Genomic DNA, 14,976 nt, shown 5'->3' with positions numbered 1-14,976 from the left:
CCGAACGAGGTGGGAGTCAACCTTGTTCGGCGATCGCTTCCGTCGATTACAGTCCGCCGGTCAGCGCGCCGAGGCCTTCGCCCAGGCCGCCGAGTCCGCCGAGGGCGTCTCCGGCTTCGCCGAGTCCGCCCAGCGCGTCACCGGCGCCGCCCAGTCCGCTCAGCAGGTCGCCGAGTCCGCCGAAATCGTCACCGCCGCCGAGCGCGCCTAGGCCGTCGTCGGATGGCGCGTTGAACCAATCGAAGGCGTCCCCGGACGCGTCGTCGGAGAAGAGGTCGCTCCAGGAGTCCTCGAGCGAACCGCCTGTGTCCCCGGCGGATTCGTCCGAACCGTCACCCAGCGCGTCCTCGGACCAATCCCCGCCGTCGGACCACTCGTCACCCGACGAATCCTCGGACGCGTCGCCTCCGTCCGCCGAGGAATCGTCAGCACCCTCACCCCAGGGGTCCGCGGACGAATCACCCTCACCTGCCGAAGATTCGTCTGCACCGTCACCCGACGGGTCCTCCGCCGAATCGTCTGCGCCGTCGGAAGATTCGTCGGAACCGTCACTCGACGAATCCTCGGGCGAATCGCCCCCGTCCTGCGTGGGGTCTTCCGAGCCGTCGCCCGACGGATCCTCGGACGAGTCGTCGCCGTCGGCAGGCTTGTCACCGCCGGGCTTGTCTTTGTCACCACCGGAAGGCTTTTCGCCACCGGGCTTGTCCTTGTCGCCACCCGAAGGCTTGTCACCGCCGGGCTTGTCCTTGTCACCACCACCGGGCTTGTCCTTGTCTCCCCCGGACGGCTTGTCTTTGTCCTTCTCCTTGCCTTTGTCCTTGTCCTTGTCCTTATCCTTGTCGGAGCCGTTGGACGCGCCGAAATCTTGTGTCCAGTAGGGGGTTCCGTCACCGGCCTTGGCATAGCCGACGCCGATGTCCTTCAGCCCGCAGTTCAGGATGTTCGCGCGGTGGCCTTCGCTGTTCATCCACGCGTCGACCACCTCGGACGCGCTGGTCTGGCCCTGGGCGATGTTCTCGGCCCAGGTCTGCGCCTTGTAGCCCGCCGCGCTGATCCGGTCGCCCGGATCGCCCTTCGACGAGTTGTGGTCCAGGTTTCCGGTCGCGGCCATATCTTTGGTGTGGGCCTGCGCGGCCTCGGTGAGATGCTCGTCGGATTTCAACGCGGAGCAGCCGGCTTTGGTGCGTGCGGCGTTGGTAAGGCTGATCACCTCGTCGGCGGGAGAATCCGGACCCGCCGACGCCGTAGGCGCTCCAGCAAAAGTCACAGCCAGAGCTGATACTCCGAAAGCGGTGGACAATGTGCGCATCGTTGCCGGCGAAACTTTTCGCGGTGCACTGTGCTTACCCATGAAATGCCTTCTGGTTGCTGGTCGGCGGCCTCGATTCGCTCGAATCAGGCGCTGCCGGTGAGCAGGCCCAGCAGCGGCGCGAGTCCGCCGGCGGCCTTGCTGCCGGTCGCGGCGCTGCCGGAGACCGCCGTGCTGCCGGTGCTGAACGCCTTGGCCAGCGGGGTGATCGCGGCGCTGCCCGTGTTGAGGCTCTTCGCCAATCCGCCGAGCGCGGCACTGCCGCTGTTCAGCAGCTCGAACGGGTCGGCGGGCTTGTCCGCGGCCGGCTTGGCCTTCGGCTTGGCGCCGGGCTTCTTCTTCTTGGGCTGCACCGCGTTTCGGCTGTGGTGGCCCTGCCCGTTCGCGGCCAGCACCCGCTTCGCCTTGGCCGGCGCCGGGGCGACCTGGTCGCCCGCGGCGGTGGTGGTCGTCGTCGTTTCCGCGACCGCCTGCCCCGCGCCGCTGTGCGCCGAGACGCCGAGGCCGATCAATGTGGCCGTCGACAGAATTGCCAATCGGGCCGGAATCTGACTTTTACTAGGTGCGCTGTGCTTACCCATTAGACGCTTCTTTCGCCAGTGGTCGATCACGTGCCGGATCGCCTGTCCGCCAAAGGCACAGGCGCTGCTTCGAGGTTAGAACTCGGCGGACGAACCCACGACTCGTAAGCCGAATTCTAAAATCGAGTTGAGGGTTGATTAACAGCGGCACAAGCGATCACGGGCAGATCACGTCCCGATCACATCCGATCACGAGCGGTCCACCGCCGCCGACCTGGGCGGTGGACCAAGCCACGCGCGGTTCCGATGTGCATCCTGCGGCGCGGCGCACCCACGCGACAGGATCACGCGGCTACCGGAACGGCGGCTCGTTGAACGTGCGCAGCTTGCGCGAGTGCAACCGATCCCCTTCGGCGCGAAGCAACTCCACGGCCCGGATGCCGATCTGCAAGTGCTCGGAAATCGCGCCCTCGTAGAAACGATTCGCCTGGCCCGGCAGTTTGATCTCGCCGTGCAGCGGCTTGTCCGACACGCAGAGCAAAGTGCCGTAGGGCACCCGGAAGCGATAACCCTGCGCCGCGATGGTGGCGCTCTCCATATCGATGGCCACCGCGCGGCTCAGATTGAACCGCAGCGCCGACGCGGAGTATCGCAGTTCCCAGTTCCGATCGTCGGTGGTGACCACGGTGCCGGTGCGAAGCCGCTGTTTCACCGCCTCGCCCGGCATTCCGCTGACGATCTTGGTGGCGTCGTAGAGCGCCCGCTGCACCTCGGCGATGCTGGGAATCGGAATGTCGGGCGGCAGTACCGAATCCAGCACGTGATCGTCGCGCAGGTAGGCGTGGGCGAGCACGTAATCGCCGATCGCCTGACTCTCCCGCAGGCCGCCACAGTGCCCGATCATCAGCCAGGCGTGCGGGCGCAGCACAGCCAGGTGGTCGCAGATGGTCTTCGCGTTCGACGGGCCGACGCCGATATTCACCAGGGTGATGCCGCGCCGATCGGTGGAGGTCAGATGCCAGGCCGGCATCTGATGCTTCTTCCAGGCGAGGTCGGAAGTGGTTGCCGCGCCGACGGTTTCGGCGGTGATCACGGTGCCGCCCGGACAGGACAGGCCGTCGTAGGGGCTGTCCGGATCGGCGATCTGCTCGCCCGCCCAGCGCACGAATTCGTCGACATAGCGGGTGTAGTTGGTGAACAGCACGAACGGCTGGAAATGATCGACCGGGGTGCCGGTGTAATGCTGCAACCGGGCCAGCGAGAAATCGGTGCGCAGCGCGTCGAAATGGCTGAGCGGGAAAGTGTCGATGGCGTTGAAGATGCCGTCGGCGGTTTCGTCGCCGATGCTGGCCAGGTCGGTGGTCGGGAAGTACCGGGCCATCACCGCGGCCATCGAGCTGTCCAGGGCGAGGTCGGCGCGGTCGATCACATAGGGGAACGGGATCTCCTGGCGCGACGGCGATACCTCGATTCGCACGTCGTAGTCGCGCTCGATCATCTCCAGTTGTTCGGCCAGGTAGTGGCGCAGCAGGTCCGGGCGGGTGATCGTGGTGGCGTAGCTGCCCGGCCGGGTGAACCGGCCCCACGAGCGGGAGCGATCCTTCGACGGGGCGGCGCCGTTCCAGCTGATCCGGAGTTCGGGATAGACGAACAAGCCCGCCGCGCGGGTGGCCTCGTCGGGCACAGTTCCGTTCTCGACGAAGGCCCGGATCGCGTCGCGCAGAGCGGCGACGGATTGCTCGTACAGCTTCTCCAGCTGGTCCAGAGCCTCGGCGCTGGTCAACGAATTGGCTGGTGACCGATTCGGCATGTGTCTCCCTGCGTCGCGTTCGTACGTTCCCAGGACACCGTATTTCACGCCGGCTACGGGGTGGCGAACCGGCGGTGACCAGGGGTGTGCCCGGCTACGGGGATCGACCGGAACTCAGCCCGCGTCGAGCAGTCGCCGGGCTGCCGAGCGCACCAATTCCGATATCCGAGGCCATTTTTCGGACTCGGGATCGATCAGGTCGAAATGATGGGTCTGCGGGAGCACCAGCGATTCGGCTGGGCAGTCCTGGCTGAGGGCGACCGGAACGGTCTGATCGTCGGTGCCGTGCACCAGGAGCACCTCGGGTGAGTGGTGCGGCAACTGGAGTTGCGGGTCCAGGTCCGCGTACCGGCTCGGGTGTTGTTCGGGAGTTCCGCCCATCCACGCGGTGACCGCACCGGCGCCGAGGCGTAGCCGGGAGGCGCGGGCGAGGTCGGCCACCGGTGCGAGGGCGATGACCGCGGCCGGTCGCTTGTACGCCCTGGTCAGGGCCAGCATTCCGCCCGCGGAGTGGCCGGTCCAGAGCACCGGTTCGGTCAGCTGCCCTTCGAACAGGTCCAGGTCGTCGATCGTGGCCTGCGGGTCACCCGGTATCCGCCGGTATTCGAGCAGCACCACCCGCACACCTTCCTTGGCCAGCGCACGGGCGAGGGGCCGGGCATGAGTGCGGTCGGTGCCGGGCCGGAAATAGCCGCCGTGAATGAAGACCACAGTCGCCCCAGTTTCGCCGAAGACCTCCAGCACCTGGTCCGGGTGCGGACCGTAGGACGTGACAACGCCTGGTTCAGCTCCCTGTCGAAGCAAACGCTCGACCACCGCGCGTTCCTCGCGCTCGATGCACCGCTGATCTGGATCGGTCACCGGATACTCCCTTCCCGTCCAGGCAAATTAGCAAAGTTCCGGTGTTCGTCGTCGCGGATCGCGTTCGGTGCGGCGACCTCGACGAACGGCGCCGACTCGGCAGCGCTCATGTCCTGCCGGTTTGCGAATGAGCAGAGGTAAGCAGGCGCATCCGGGGGTCGCGCCGCATCAACGTCCAGAGTGCCGCGGCGGGGCGGAGTCTCGGCACTTCGGTTGCGAAGCAGTCGAATTCGCGTCGCTGAGTTCAGCGGCTCGGGCCGGTCCCCACTGGGTCAGATCGAGCGGGCCGACTCTATGAGCCGGTCGGCGAGGGCGAGTACGAGGGGGCGGAGTTCTGCTGGTTGTTCGATGACGAAGGGGAGGTCGAGGGAGGCGAGTACGGCAGGGAGCCAGTCGAGGCGTTCGGCGCGCAGTTCGACGTGCGACCACGGCTGTGCGCCGCTGGCGGATGGTGACTCCTTGACGATCGCGATGCCGGCGGGGAGCCGGGTGCGGATCTGCTCGGCTGTTCCTTGGATTCGAAGGGTCACCTCGTATCGATAGGGAGCTGTAGCGAGACCGGTGAGGACGTGTTGCGCCGGGTCGAATCCGGTTGGTGCGTCGAAGGAACCGGGCAGGGTCCGCGCGTCGGCGATGCGGTCCAATCGGAATGTCCGGTCTTCGCCGATCGCCGGGTCCACACCCGTCACATACCACCTGCCGGAATGCGCGACGAGACCGTACGGGTGCAGCGTACGTTCGCTGCGCCGACCGTTTGCGGCGGTGTATCGGAGCGAGATCGGCCAGTGCTGGCGCACGGCGTCGGCGATTGTGAGCAGGACCGTCGTTTCCGGAGCCGCCGCCGCAGCGGGCGGCGCGGTGAAGGCGAGTGCGCCCAGGACTGCGTCGAGTTTGCGGCCGAGCCGCTCCGGCAGCACCCGGCGGATCTTCGCGGCCGCCGTCTCGCTCGCCGCGTCCGTGGTGGTCAGCAACCCGGCTCGCCGACCCGCGACCAGGCCGAGCAGAACGGCGAGCGCTTCGTCATCGCTCAGCATGAGCGGCGGCATCCGGTAGCCGGGAGCGAGCCGGTAACCGCCGTAGCGTCCACGCACCGATTCGACGGGCACATCGAGGTCGAGGAGATGATCGACGTATCGACGCACGGTGCGTTCGTCGACCTCCAGGCGACCGGCCAATTCGGCGACTGTTCGAGTGCCGCCCGCTTGGAGGAGTTCCAACAGGGTGAGCACGCGGGCGATCGGTCGGGGCATGGGGAAATTCTCTCGCGAATACCGGGCGGTTTCTGTCCGGTATAGACCGTAGCGTGCGGTCAGTAACCCCGACCGATCAGGAGAGAACCCATGAACTTCGTCTCGATCCGCATCATCACCGGTGATGTCGCCCGCCTCGTCGACTTCTACGAGCGCGTCACCGGCGTGCAGGCGAATTGGGCCACCGAAGATTTCGCCGAGCTCAGGACCGAATCAGGCACCCTCGCGATCGCCAGCATCCGTACGCTCGCGCTGTTCGCGCCCGACTCCGCACACCCAGCCGACAACCGCAGCGTCATCATCGAATTCCTGGTGAACGACGTCGACCGCGCGCACCAGAACCTGACCGAGTTCGTGGCGGACGTCGTCCAGAAACCCACCACGATGCCCTGGGGAAACCGCTCCCTACTGTTCCGCGACCCGGACAACAACCTGGTGAACTTCTTCACCCCGGTCACCCCCACGGCAATCCAGAAGTTCGCCCGCTGAACAGACGGCGGGCGGCGGCAGGATCACACCTGCCGTATCCGTTCGTCCGCAGCCGGAAGCTTCGCGGGCTCTGCGTCCGGCCGCGAACTCGATCGAAGGGCTATGGCGGCGGTTGCGAGCAGCGCGATGGTCAGCCAGAGGTAGGCGTTGCGGTAGAGCACGCTCGGCCAGGCTCGGTCGGCGAAGTCGAAGATGCTGACCAGCGTGGGATCGTAGAAGGTGAGCAAGCCGCTGGAGACGACGAGCGCGGTCAGCAGGAAACCGAGCGGCGCGAGTAGGCCGCGGCGGCGCAGCGCGAGATCACCCATATAGATGAGCAACGGTGCGAGCCACACCCAGTGATGCACCCAGCTGAACGGGGATACCGCGGTCATGGTGACACCCACGCAGACCACGGCGGCCAGTTCACGTCCGGTCTGCGAGAACCGCCGCGCCAGGTACAGGCACAGCGCCGCCATCGCCGCCGCGCCGACCAACCAGAGCAGCTGATTCGCGCCCTCGACCCCGACCCGGCGCGCGATCAGGCCGCGCAACGATTCGTTGGACAGATTTCCCGGCACGCCGACCCGCTGCGGGTCCAGGAACGCACCACCCCAGAACGTCAGCGAATCCTTCGGCAGCACAGCGAATCCGACGACCATCGTCGCGACGAACGCACCCGCGGCGGTCGCCGCGGCCCGATAGCGCCGCGTGACCAGCAGGTAGAGCACGAAGAACGCCGGAGTCAGCTTGATGCCGGCGGCGATACCCGTCAGCGCGCCCTTCCACCGCGAGGTATCCGGCAGCGCCATATCCACGATGACGATCAGCAGCAGCAGGATATTGACCTGCCCGAACGCCATGGTCATCCGGATCGGCTCGCACCACATCAGCAGTCCGGCGATCGCGACGGCCGCGATGGTCAGCCGCCGGTCCCGCCGGTAGCCGAGCATGGACAGCGCCACCCAGCAGGACGCGGCCAGCATGACGAAATTGCCGAGACCGCCGACCCAGGTGTACAGATCACCGTGCAACCAGCGCAGCGGCACGAACAGCAGCGCGGCGAACGGCGTGTAGACGAACTCCCAGACGCCCCGGGTGTTGCCGAGCAGCGGACTGTCATAGACCGAAACATGATGGCTCACGCGATCTCCGGCGATCTGATAGACGCTCAGATCGATCAGGTGCATCATGATCTGCCGATGTTCGAACACCTGGACCAGGTAGCACGCGCCCGCGACGACCCCGGCCAGGACGATCGTCCACCAAACCGCCGGCGCGATGGTGCGCGGCGGATCGTTCGGCGCGGCGGAGGATGCTTCGATGTTCTCGATGGTCGAACTCGACAAACTAACTCCCAGATTTCGGACTCCGTTCGCGCCACCCCACGCTAGCGGCGCCCGGGCGCTCTTTCCAGCGCAACCGAAACTGGGCATACCCAGCGACGCGCACCGTACACGACCCCCTGCCGTCTCGCCCGGCGACGGAAAACAGGTGATCAGGAATCGAGAAGCGCTGGTCACCGCCCAGCACATAGCGTTGCCCCTATGAACATCAGCACTGATCAGACCGCTATCGAAGCCGTCACCCTCGAGGTGCCCGACACCGCGGCCGCGACCGCGTTCTACGCCGCCGCGTTCGGCCTCGGCGACCAGTTGCGCGTTCGCGCCGCCGAGGCTCCGACCGCCGGATTCCGCGGCTACATCCTCTCCCTGGTGGTGTCGCAGCCGAGCACCGTCGACAGCCTGATCGGCACCGCGCTCGACGCCGGCGCGACGACGGTGAAGCCGGCCAAGAAGAGCTTCTGGGGCTACGGCGGCGTGATCCAGGCGCCGGACGGGGCGATCTGGAAGATCGCGACCTCGGCGAAGAAGAACACCGAACCGGCCACCAGGAAGATCGATGACTTCGTGGTACTGCTCGGCGTAGACAGCGTCAAGGCGACCAAGCAGTTCTACGTCGACCGCGGCCTGACCGTGGGCAAGAGCTTCGGCAGCAAGTATGTGGAGTTCGAGGCGCCGGCCGGGTCGGTCAAGCTGGCGTTGTACGGACGCAAGGCCGCCGCCAAGGACGCCGGCGTGGACCCCGAGGGCAGCGGGTCGCACTGGATCGTCCTCGGCAGCGGTATCGGCCCGTTCGCCGATCCGGACGGATTCGCCTGGGAAGCCGCGCATTAGCCGATGCTTTCCGTACGTCGGCGCTGCTGCTCGAAGGGGTTCCGGCGGAGTCGAATCGGTGACTAGGCGTTCGGGACAACGCCCGCGCGGCGCAGTGCGTCGACGGTGGTCTCCGGTGAGGTGTTGAAGCACAACACCGTTCCGCTGAGGAGGTTGACGATGCGTTCGAACAGCACAGTGTGCTCCGGCATCATCCGGATCGCTCCCCCGATCATCGCCACGGCGATCGGCGCCTCGGCGAGCTGGGCGCGGATTTCGCGTTCGGCCTCGTCGGGTTCGGTGCCGACCAGGCAGGACACGGCATCGAAGCCGGCCGCTCGCATGGCCGCGTGGCCGGTTTCGATGCGGGCCGGCAGTTTCGGCTCGTCCAGGTCCGGGAATCGGCTGTAGTCAAGGGATTTCGGGTGCAGTCCGATGGTCAGGACGCGACCTGTCGTGGGTCGTGCTTCGTTGGCCATGCCGGTGCTCCCGCCTCCGATTTATCTTTGTTTGCAAAGTTAATTTGCCATCAAAGGTATGTCAAGGACGCTACGGCACCAGCACGTACCACTCCGCGAATGTGCCCTTGATCGGCCACGACGCCGCCATCACCTTGGCCGGGCCCATCCCGACCCACAGGTCCGCCGTCACGGTGTCGCCCGGCGCCGCGTCCGCGCCGACCCAGACGTCCTGGGTGCGCGGACCCGCCGAACCCACCCAGCCCAGCTTCACCTGATTGCCGCACGGGCCCCCAGATAGCCGCGCGGGGTCACATGGGCCAGCACGTGACCAGGGCGGCGCGGCGCCGCCTCGAGCGCGACGTCGATCAGCCCCGCGCAGACCTTCGCGTCGCCGAACGCGAACAGCGTGGTGCCGACCGTCGTCACCTGCGGCAGCGGATCCGCCTGCGCCGGGGCCACCATGCACACCGCAGCGCTCACCACTGACCCGATCCCCATTACCATCCGCCGCGCCCACATCGGTTTAAACCCTTCTCCCAGAACGACATTGGCGACCGCGCCACACGCGTCGGCCACCAGACCCCAGCCCCCGGCGATAGCGCACCGCTGCGCTACCGGGGGGCGTTTTCCGGGACAGCGTAGCGAGAAAACGAGCTGGTGTCGGCAAGTTAAGACCCTGCTTATCGCTTCTGAAGTTCAGCTGCGCCAACCGAATTCGGCGATCGCGGCACCATGGATCGCCGCGATCAGTTCCGGCTCCGGGCGATCACGGGGCGAGCGCGGTGACCTCCACTTCGATCTGCCAATCGGGCTGCGCGAGGGAGGACACCTCGAGCAAAGTGTCGGCCGGATAGGGCTCGGCGAGGAACTCCTCGCGGAGCTGAATCACCTTGCCCAGGTTCGCCGCCATGTCGGTGACGAAGATGCCGACCTTCACCACGTCCCCGAAGTCCGCCCCGGCCTCGGCCAGAAGCCGCCGGATGTTGGCGAACGCCTGCCTGCCCTGGGTCAGGAAGTCATCGGAGACCGTTCGCCCTTGCTCATCGATGCCGGCCTGCCCGGACACGTAGAGCACGCCGTTCGCCCTGATCGCCTGCGAGATCTTGTACGGCTCATACCAGTCGGGCGTGGTGGCGATCTTCTCGATGCGCTGTGTGGTCATCGCCGTTCCTCTCGAACATTGCATGTACATGCAATAAATGTAAGTGCATGCACATATTGCATCTGCATGTATCCTGATGTCAACACAGGGAGGCAGTGATCATGGACGCAACCGACTGGGACCAGCTGGTGACGCTGCACGGCATGGTGACCCACCGGCTGGCCAAGGAGATGCAGCGCCGTCATCACATCGGACTGTCCGAGTACCAGGCCCTGTGTCGGCTCGCGCAGGCCGACGACGGTGAGCTGCGTATGCAGGAGCTCGCCGAGCTCATCGGGCTCAACCAGAGTTCGGTCAGCCGCCTGGTCGCCCGCCTCGAGACCAGCGGCCTCTCCCGCCGCGACCTGTGCCCCAAGGACCGCCGCGGCGTGTACACCGTGATCACCGAGGAGGGCCGCGCCCTCCAAGAAAAGGCCGAACCGACCTACCAGGCAGCCCTGACCGAGGCCCTGGACGAGGCTGCCACAGACGTCCGAGTCAGCGAATTGGCCGCCAAACTCCGCAGATGAGTACCCGCATGGTGGTCAATCCGCCTGCACAGCTTGGCCGTCCCGTCTGTCCGGGCATCGGGCTTCCATTTCGATGCCGTATAGCCGACAGGCTTGACGCACTCGATGCAAAACAAGTACATACCCATCTCGGCAGGACCGACGGAGCTACAGCGACCACATCAATCGCAATCGACTACCACCAGCGAACCACGTCAAGGCCCCAGTCCTCGAGTTCGTCGTTAATTGCACTGCGGTACAGATGAGTACCCGTTGCCTGAAACCATAATGACGTCGTGCCATCACCCCAAATAGCGAAAGCGAAGACATGGCCGTGCCGCAGTCCTGAGTCAGATATCGCACGCCCAATCACGCCGAGCGCCGGCCCGAATGCCATTCGGGCTTCAGCGGGGAACACTCCGACACTCGAGAACCCTGCGCCTGTATGGATCAGCCCCGAATCACCCGCCGACACACGTGTGTAGGCAATCCTGCTGCGCTGCCTGAGGTCCGCCAGGTCCGTGTATCGGCCGCACTGCGCATCGAGATCTACTGTCGCAATGGCCATCACATTCGACGATTCCATATCGTTCGGTACTCGAAAGCTAACAGGCACGGCCACGGAAAGGGCATCGACCTCACCACTAGTGCGCCGCGCCACGTTAGCGGTGATGGCCAGCATCAGACCCGTTGGCGTGCCACCGTGTTTCGTCGCAATCCGCTCGATTGACTCGGTACCAACTTGCACCGCGACCGTCGAACGCATCAGATCCGGCACACGCTTTCGCTCGCAGGGCATTCTTGCCAAATCGTCGCCGCCTGCACTGCGCGCCGCCCGATTCGCCCTGGCTTGCATTCTGATCAACCGCGCGTGCTCCCGAATCCCGCCCCGCATAGCATCGGCCATATCCGCGGCTATCGATGGGCGACCCGCCACACCGAGCCCGGCTCGGTGTTCACTGCGTGCGGCAAGAACCACAGCCGCCATCAACCCATGCCCATCGGTAAGAGCATGCGAACAAACCAGCGACACCACCGAGGTACCGCCGTTCACCTCAGCCGCGGCCAGCTCCCAACCATGACCCCCAATGACATCGAGATACACAGCACACGCCGCATCCACCCAGCCCATGATCTCGGTCTCCTGCAACGAATACGTCGAAACCCGGACCGGGTTCCCGCCGGCCGATGGTGACCAGACCGGACGCGCGAACGGCACCCGACCGAACTGAACGCACCGATTGAGTGGGCCGGCAAGAAGACCGGTGTGAAACTTCGCCAAAATATCGTGGTTCACGGGCCCATTGACTCGCCAAACCAACTGCATCGGCATCCGTAGACCGAGCCGAACTATCCGCAGATCGAGCCCGCTGAGCCGAGTAAAAACGCTGCTTCTCGCCATCACATTTCGCCATCCGAGCTTCGAAATACTCTGCCGCACATCATATGACCTGGTGTTAGACCCTGCCGAATGACATGTACGACTACGCGAACCCAAGGCAGCAGGCATGGCACCGGGTTCAGCTTTCGGCCAACTCCTCCGCCGAGGCCTGGCCTGCCGCGCTGGTGCGGCGGAGGAAGTCGGCGATCAGCTCGAGTTCGGGCTCGGAGTAGCGCTCGCAGACGGCGTCCATGCGGCCGTTCATGCCGGCGAATATCTCGAACAGTGTCGAATTGCGTTCGCGGACAGCGCTTATGGTGACCGCGCGGCGATCCGCCGACTCCGGGTCACGCTCGCGCGCGACCCAGCCGCCCTTCTGTAGCCGATCGAGGATGCCGGTCAGGGTCGCCGGATGCAGGCCGGCCTGACGCGCCAAGACGGTCGGGGTCATCGGCCCATACCGGTTGATCAGGTCGAGGCAGGTCCAGTCGATATCCCTGAGTTCTACCCGGCCGCCGAACCTGCGGTTGAGCAGCGACAGCTGAATGTTCAGGTCGCGCACCGCTTCCTTGACGGCGACCGTGAGCTGCCTGCGCTGCCGCGCCGCGGCCCGATCCGCTCCTGAACTCACCCGGCACTACTCTCCCGTCAGATTGTATGGATTCCATACTGTATCGCGGCGCGAGATCATTCGACGCCACCACAGAACCGGGTCGGCGCGTACTCGTTCGGTCAGGCCGGTTCGACGCGGAAAACCGCGATCCTCTGAGCGGCCTCGGCGACTCCGTCCGGCGTGGCGGTCGCCGCCAATCCGGTGGTGACGAAGCGGTTCCCGACGCTCGCCGGACTGGTCGCGACCAATTCACGCAGCAGCGGCCGACGCTCCTCCACCGGCACCTCGACCAGACGAGCAGTCGAAGACTTCCGCCCCCGAGTCAACGTGACAGTGTCCGCATCCCGCGCGTTAGCCACCCACGCCGCCTTCGGAAACGCCTGAAAGATATAGCGGCCATCCCCCAACTCGTTCACCGCGATCGGAAACGTGCGCAACTGCCCCGTCCGCCGCCCCTTGACCGTAAGCAACTGCATCGGCCCGAAAGCGATCCCCCCGCGCTGCAACCCAACAACCACCTTGTTGATCACATTCGTCATCCGACGGTAGCGACCTGCGTCCATGTCCCACAACCCTTCTCAGAAGATGCCGCACCAGATACTACGGTTCTCGTATAATATCAGAACCGTACGATATATGACTCGCCGCAGTCGGCACCCAACAGGATTCGAGGCCAACGAAAGGACAATTCACCAGCGACAGCACCGAGTGCGCGGCCGCGCACCACCCCCACCGGCAAGGGCGCCTGCGCGATCATGCCAACAGACATGATCGCCGCCATCGTGGACTGCCACCAAAGCTCGCTTACCACAGCATGTTTCGCGATCCGAGTCCTCATCGATGATCTCGGCACGCCGATATCCCGACTACCGTCGACTCGCCATCGGATGGCGGAGCGCGAATGCACCACCGCCGACCAGCTTTTCACCCGTGTGCGGTATGGGACGCATGCCGCGCAGGTCATCGGTCGGATCAGAAAGGCGACTGCGGGGGCGGCGCGCCGTTAGCGGGGCGAACGGACTGGGGCGGCGCAGCGGGATATGCCGTCTTGGAAGTTCGTCGCAGATGCGCCACTCCATACCGCGCGGGTGATTCCATGCGGTAGCTTTTCAGAGTCGAGGCAGACGTGGCGATACGCTGCCATCGAAGCGGTCACAGAGGGGCGCGGCCAGGAGAAAGGGGGTCGCGAGACGGCGCGATGATCCGCCCGCGCCACGGCGCGATACCCCCCGATCGGGGGGAGCCGGGCCGATGGTGTCGCTGGTTAGGCTGAGGTGGGACTCGATCCCGGATTGCCTGCGCCGTGGCCGTCAGTGCACTTGGCTGCGCGGCGTATCGGAAGCATACGGACCCGGGAGGGGAATCCATGACCAGTGGGGGTAATGCCGGTTCGTCCCGAGCAGGGACCCTATCCGTACCGAATTTCCCTGGCGCACATGCGCACTGCTCGCAGATCGTCGAACTGCCGATCGGCGAGCTCCGGCCGTCGGCGGCGCCGCCCCGCGCGGCCGCCGAGAACGCGGCGCACACGCGCGCCCTCGCCGAATCGACGACCGCACCCGCGCCGATCGTGGTCCGCCGCGCGACCATGCAGGTGGTCGACGGGTGGCATCGACTGTGCGCGGCCCGGCTGCGCGGCGAAAAGACCATCGCGGCAGTGTTTTTCGACGGCGGCCCGGAGGAAGCGTTCGTGCTGGCGGTCAAACTGAACACCGCGCACGGCCTGCCACTGACGCTGGCCGAACGCAAGGCCGCCGCCCTGCGCATCCTGGTGTCCTATCCGGACTGGTCGGACCGGGCGATCGCCGCCATCGCCGGGGTCTCGCCCAAGACCGTCTCGGCGATCCGCAGGCGGTCGCCTGTGGAAGTTCCACAGGCGACCGGTCGGATCGCGCGCAACGGCGTGCGGCATCGGTTCGGGCCGCAGGGCCGGCAACGCGCCGCCGAGCTGTTCACCGCCGATCCCACCGCGTCGACCCGGAAAGTCGCTGTGGCGGCGGGCATTTCGGTCACCACGGCGAAGGATGTGCGGAAACGGCTACTCAGTGGCAAGAATCCGGTGCCGCTGCGCCGCTCCGCACACCCGGCGTCCGACGCCGAACGGCCCGATGCGAAGCCGATCCCGCTCGCGCAGCGGATGATCACCGCGGAGATGCTGCACCAGCTGCGCAGGGACCCGTCGCTGCGGTTCTCCGAGACCGGCCGGAAGCTGCTGCGGTGGTTGGAGTTTCCGTTCGATGACGACGTGCAGTGGGACGACGTCATCGGCAACGTCCCGAGTCACTGCGCCCCGCGCATCGCCGAGCTGGCTCGGCGACGGTCGCAGGATCTCCATCGACTGGCACAGCTGCTGGACCCACCCACTCGCGGAGCGTTCTCCGCGTAAGCGCGCCAGACGGACCTGGCGAACCGTATCTAGCAGCTGAACACCTTGCCAGGCAATAGATTTGGCTGCGTCAACAACGCACGGCATCAGTGCCGGCGTCAGCGCGAGAG

General features: G+C 66.0%; 17 protein-coding genes. 4 read left to right on the top strand and 13 right to left on the bottom strand.

Going from position 1 to position 14,976, the window contains the following annotated elements:
* Positions 1–46: 46 nt before the first annotated feature.
* The 5 genes from ACFYO1_RS03670 to ACFYO1_RS03650 all read right to left on the bottom strand — a co-directional run bounded on the left by ACFYO1_RS03670 (position 47) and on the right by ACFYO1_RS03650 (position 5,751).
* The gene (locus ACFYO1_RS03670; RefSeq protein ID WP_387226820.1) at positions 47–1,267 is read right to left on the bottom strand and encodes a CAP domain-containing protein; all 1,221 of its coding nucleotides are present in this window, start codon (positions 1,265–1,267) and stop codon (positions 47–49) included.
* 128 nt (positions 1,268–1,395) lie between these two features.
* Entirely contained in the window at positions 1,396–1,890 is a 495-nt protein-coding gene (locus tag ACFYO1_RS03665; RefSeq protein ID WP_387226818.1) for a hypothetical protein, read from the bottom strand.
* 292 nt (positions 1,891–2,182) lie between these two features.
* On the bottom strand, positions 2,183–3,640 hold the full coding sequence (locus ACFYO1_RS03660; RefSeq protein WP_387226816.1) for an AMP nucleosidase: 1,458 nt from the start codon (positions 3,638–3,640) through the stop codon (positions 2,183–2,185).
* Positions 3,641–3,754: 114 nt separating this feature from the next.
* The gene (locus ACFYO1_RS03655) at positions 3,755–4,501 is read right to left on the bottom strand and encodes an alpha/beta hydrolase family protein (protein WP_387226815.1); all 747 of its coding nucleotides are present in this window, start codon (positions 4,499–4,501) and stop codon (positions 3,755–3,757) included.
* A gap of 272 nt (positions 4,502–4,773) precedes the next feature.
* Positions 4,774–5,751 (bottom strand): helix-turn-helix transcriptional regulator, encoded by a 978-nt coding sequence (locus tag ACFYO1_RS03650; protein WP_387226813.1) that lies wholly within the window; start codon positions 5,749–5,751, stop codon positions 4,774–4,776.
* Between the two features lie 90 nt (positions 5,752–5,841).
* Between ACFYO1_RS03650 and ACFYO1_RS03645 the strand changes: the two genes are divergently transcribed.
* A complete protein-coding gene (locus tag ACFYO1_RS03645) occupies positions 5,842–6,240 on the top strand; it encodes a VOC family protein (protein ID WP_387226811.1) in 399 nt (132 codons plus the stop codon).
* 23 nt (positions 6,241–6,263) lie between these two features.
* On the opposite strand, the gene ACFYO1_RS03640 is transcribed toward ACFYO1_RS03645, so the two are convergent.
* Positions 6,264–7,568, bottom strand: coding sequence for a glycosyltransferase 87 family protein (locus tag ACFYO1_RS03640; RefSeq protein ID WP_387226809.1), 1,305 nt, complete (start codon positions 7,566–7,568; stop codon positions 6,264–6,266).
* A 198-nt stretch (positions 7,569–7,766) separates the two neighbouring features.
* Here ACFYO1_RS03640 and ACFYO1_RS03635 point away from each other — a divergent pair, with 198 nt between their 5' ends.
* Positions 7,767–8,396 (top strand): glyoxalase, encoded by a 630-nt coding sequence (locus ACFYO1_RS03635; protein WP_387226808.1) that lies wholly within the window; start codon positions 7,767–7,769, stop codon positions 8,394–8,396.
* 62 nt (positions 8,397–8,458) lie between these two features.
* On the opposite strand, the gene ACFYO1_RS03630 is transcribed toward ACFYO1_RS03635, so the two are convergent.
* The 4 genes from ACFYO1_RS03630 to ACFYO1_RS03615 form a co-directional block, all read right to left on the bottom strand.
* The gene (locus ACFYO1_RS03630) at positions 8,459–8,854 is read right to left on the bottom strand and encodes a hypothetical protein (RefSeq protein ID WP_387226806.1); all 396 of its coding nucleotides are present in this window, start codon (positions 8,852–8,854) and stop codon (positions 8,459–8,461) included.
* 70 nt (positions 8,855–8,924) lie between these two features.
* Complete coding sequence (locus ACFYO1_RS03625) at positions 8,925–9,092, bottom strand: hypothetical protein (RefSeq protein ID WP_387226805.1); 168 nt, start codon at positions 9,090–9,092, stop codon at positions 8,925–8,927.
* Positions 9,093–9,103: 11 nt separating this feature from the next.
* On the bottom strand, positions 9,104–9,334 hold the full coding sequence (locus tag ACFYO1_RS03620) for a hypothetical protein (protein WP_387226803.1): 231 nt from the start codon (positions 9,332–9,334) through the stop codon (positions 9,104–9,106).
* A 268-nt stretch (positions 9,335–9,602) separates the two neighbouring features.
* Positions 9,603–9,998 (bottom strand): RidA family protein, encoded by a 396-nt coding sequence (locus ACFYO1_RS03615; protein WP_387226801.1) that lies wholly within the window; start codon positions 9,996–9,998, stop codon positions 9,603–9,605.
* A gap of 101 nt (positions 9,999–10,099) precedes the next feature.
* Between ACFYO1_RS03615 and ACFYO1_RS03610 the strand changes: the two genes are divergently transcribed.
* On the top strand, positions 10,100–10,507 hold the full coding sequence (locus ACFYO1_RS03610; RefSeq protein ID WP_387226799.1) for a MarR family winged helix-turn-helix transcriptional regulator: 408 nt from the start codon (positions 10,100–10,102) through the stop codon (positions 10,505–10,507).
* 175 nt (positions 10,508–10,682) lie between these two features.
* On the opposite strand, the gene ACFYO1_RS03605 is transcribed toward ACFYO1_RS03610, so the two are convergent.
* The 3 genes from ACFYO1_RS03605 to ACFYO1_RS03595 form a co-directional block, all read right to left on the bottom strand.
* Positions 10,683–11,783 (bottom strand): hypothetical protein, encoded by a 1,101-nt coding sequence (locus ACFYO1_RS03605; RefSeq protein WP_387226796.1) that lies wholly within the window; start codon positions 11,781–11,783, stop codon positions 10,683–10,685.
* Positions 11,784–12,006: 223 nt separating this feature from the next.
* The gene (locus ACFYO1_RS03600; protein ID WP_387226793.1) at positions 12,007–12,498 is read right to left on the bottom strand and encodes a MarR family transcriptional regulator; all 492 of its coding nucleotides are present in this window, start codon (positions 12,496–12,498) and stop codon (positions 12,007–12,009) included.
* Positions 12,499–12,599: 101 nt separating this feature from the next.
* Positions 12,600–13,019, bottom strand: coding sequence for a nitroreductase/quinone reductase family protein (locus ACFYO1_RS03595; RefSeq protein WP_387226791.1), 420 nt, complete (start codon positions 13,017–13,019; stop codon positions 12,600–12,602).
* 827 nt (positions 13,020–13,846) lie between these two features.
* On the opposite strand from ACFYO1_RS03595, the gene ACFYO1_RS03590 reads away from it, so the two are divergent.
* Positions 13,847–14,866 (top strand): ParB/RepB/Spo0J family partition protein, encoded by a 1,020-nt coding sequence (locus ACFYO1_RS03590; protein WP_387226789.1) that lies wholly within the window; start codon positions 13,847–13,849, stop codon positions 14,864–14,866.
* Positions 14,867–14,976: the final 110 nt, after the last annotated feature.

This window comes from Nocardia sp. NPDC006044, assembly GCF_042871115.1.
Taxonomy (GTDB): Bacteria; Actinomycetota; Actinomycetes; order Mycobacteriales; family Mycobacteriaceae; genus Nocardia.
The sequence above is the reverse complement of the archived record's forward strand: the minus strand, read 5'-3'. Positions and strand labels throughout refer to the sequence as shown.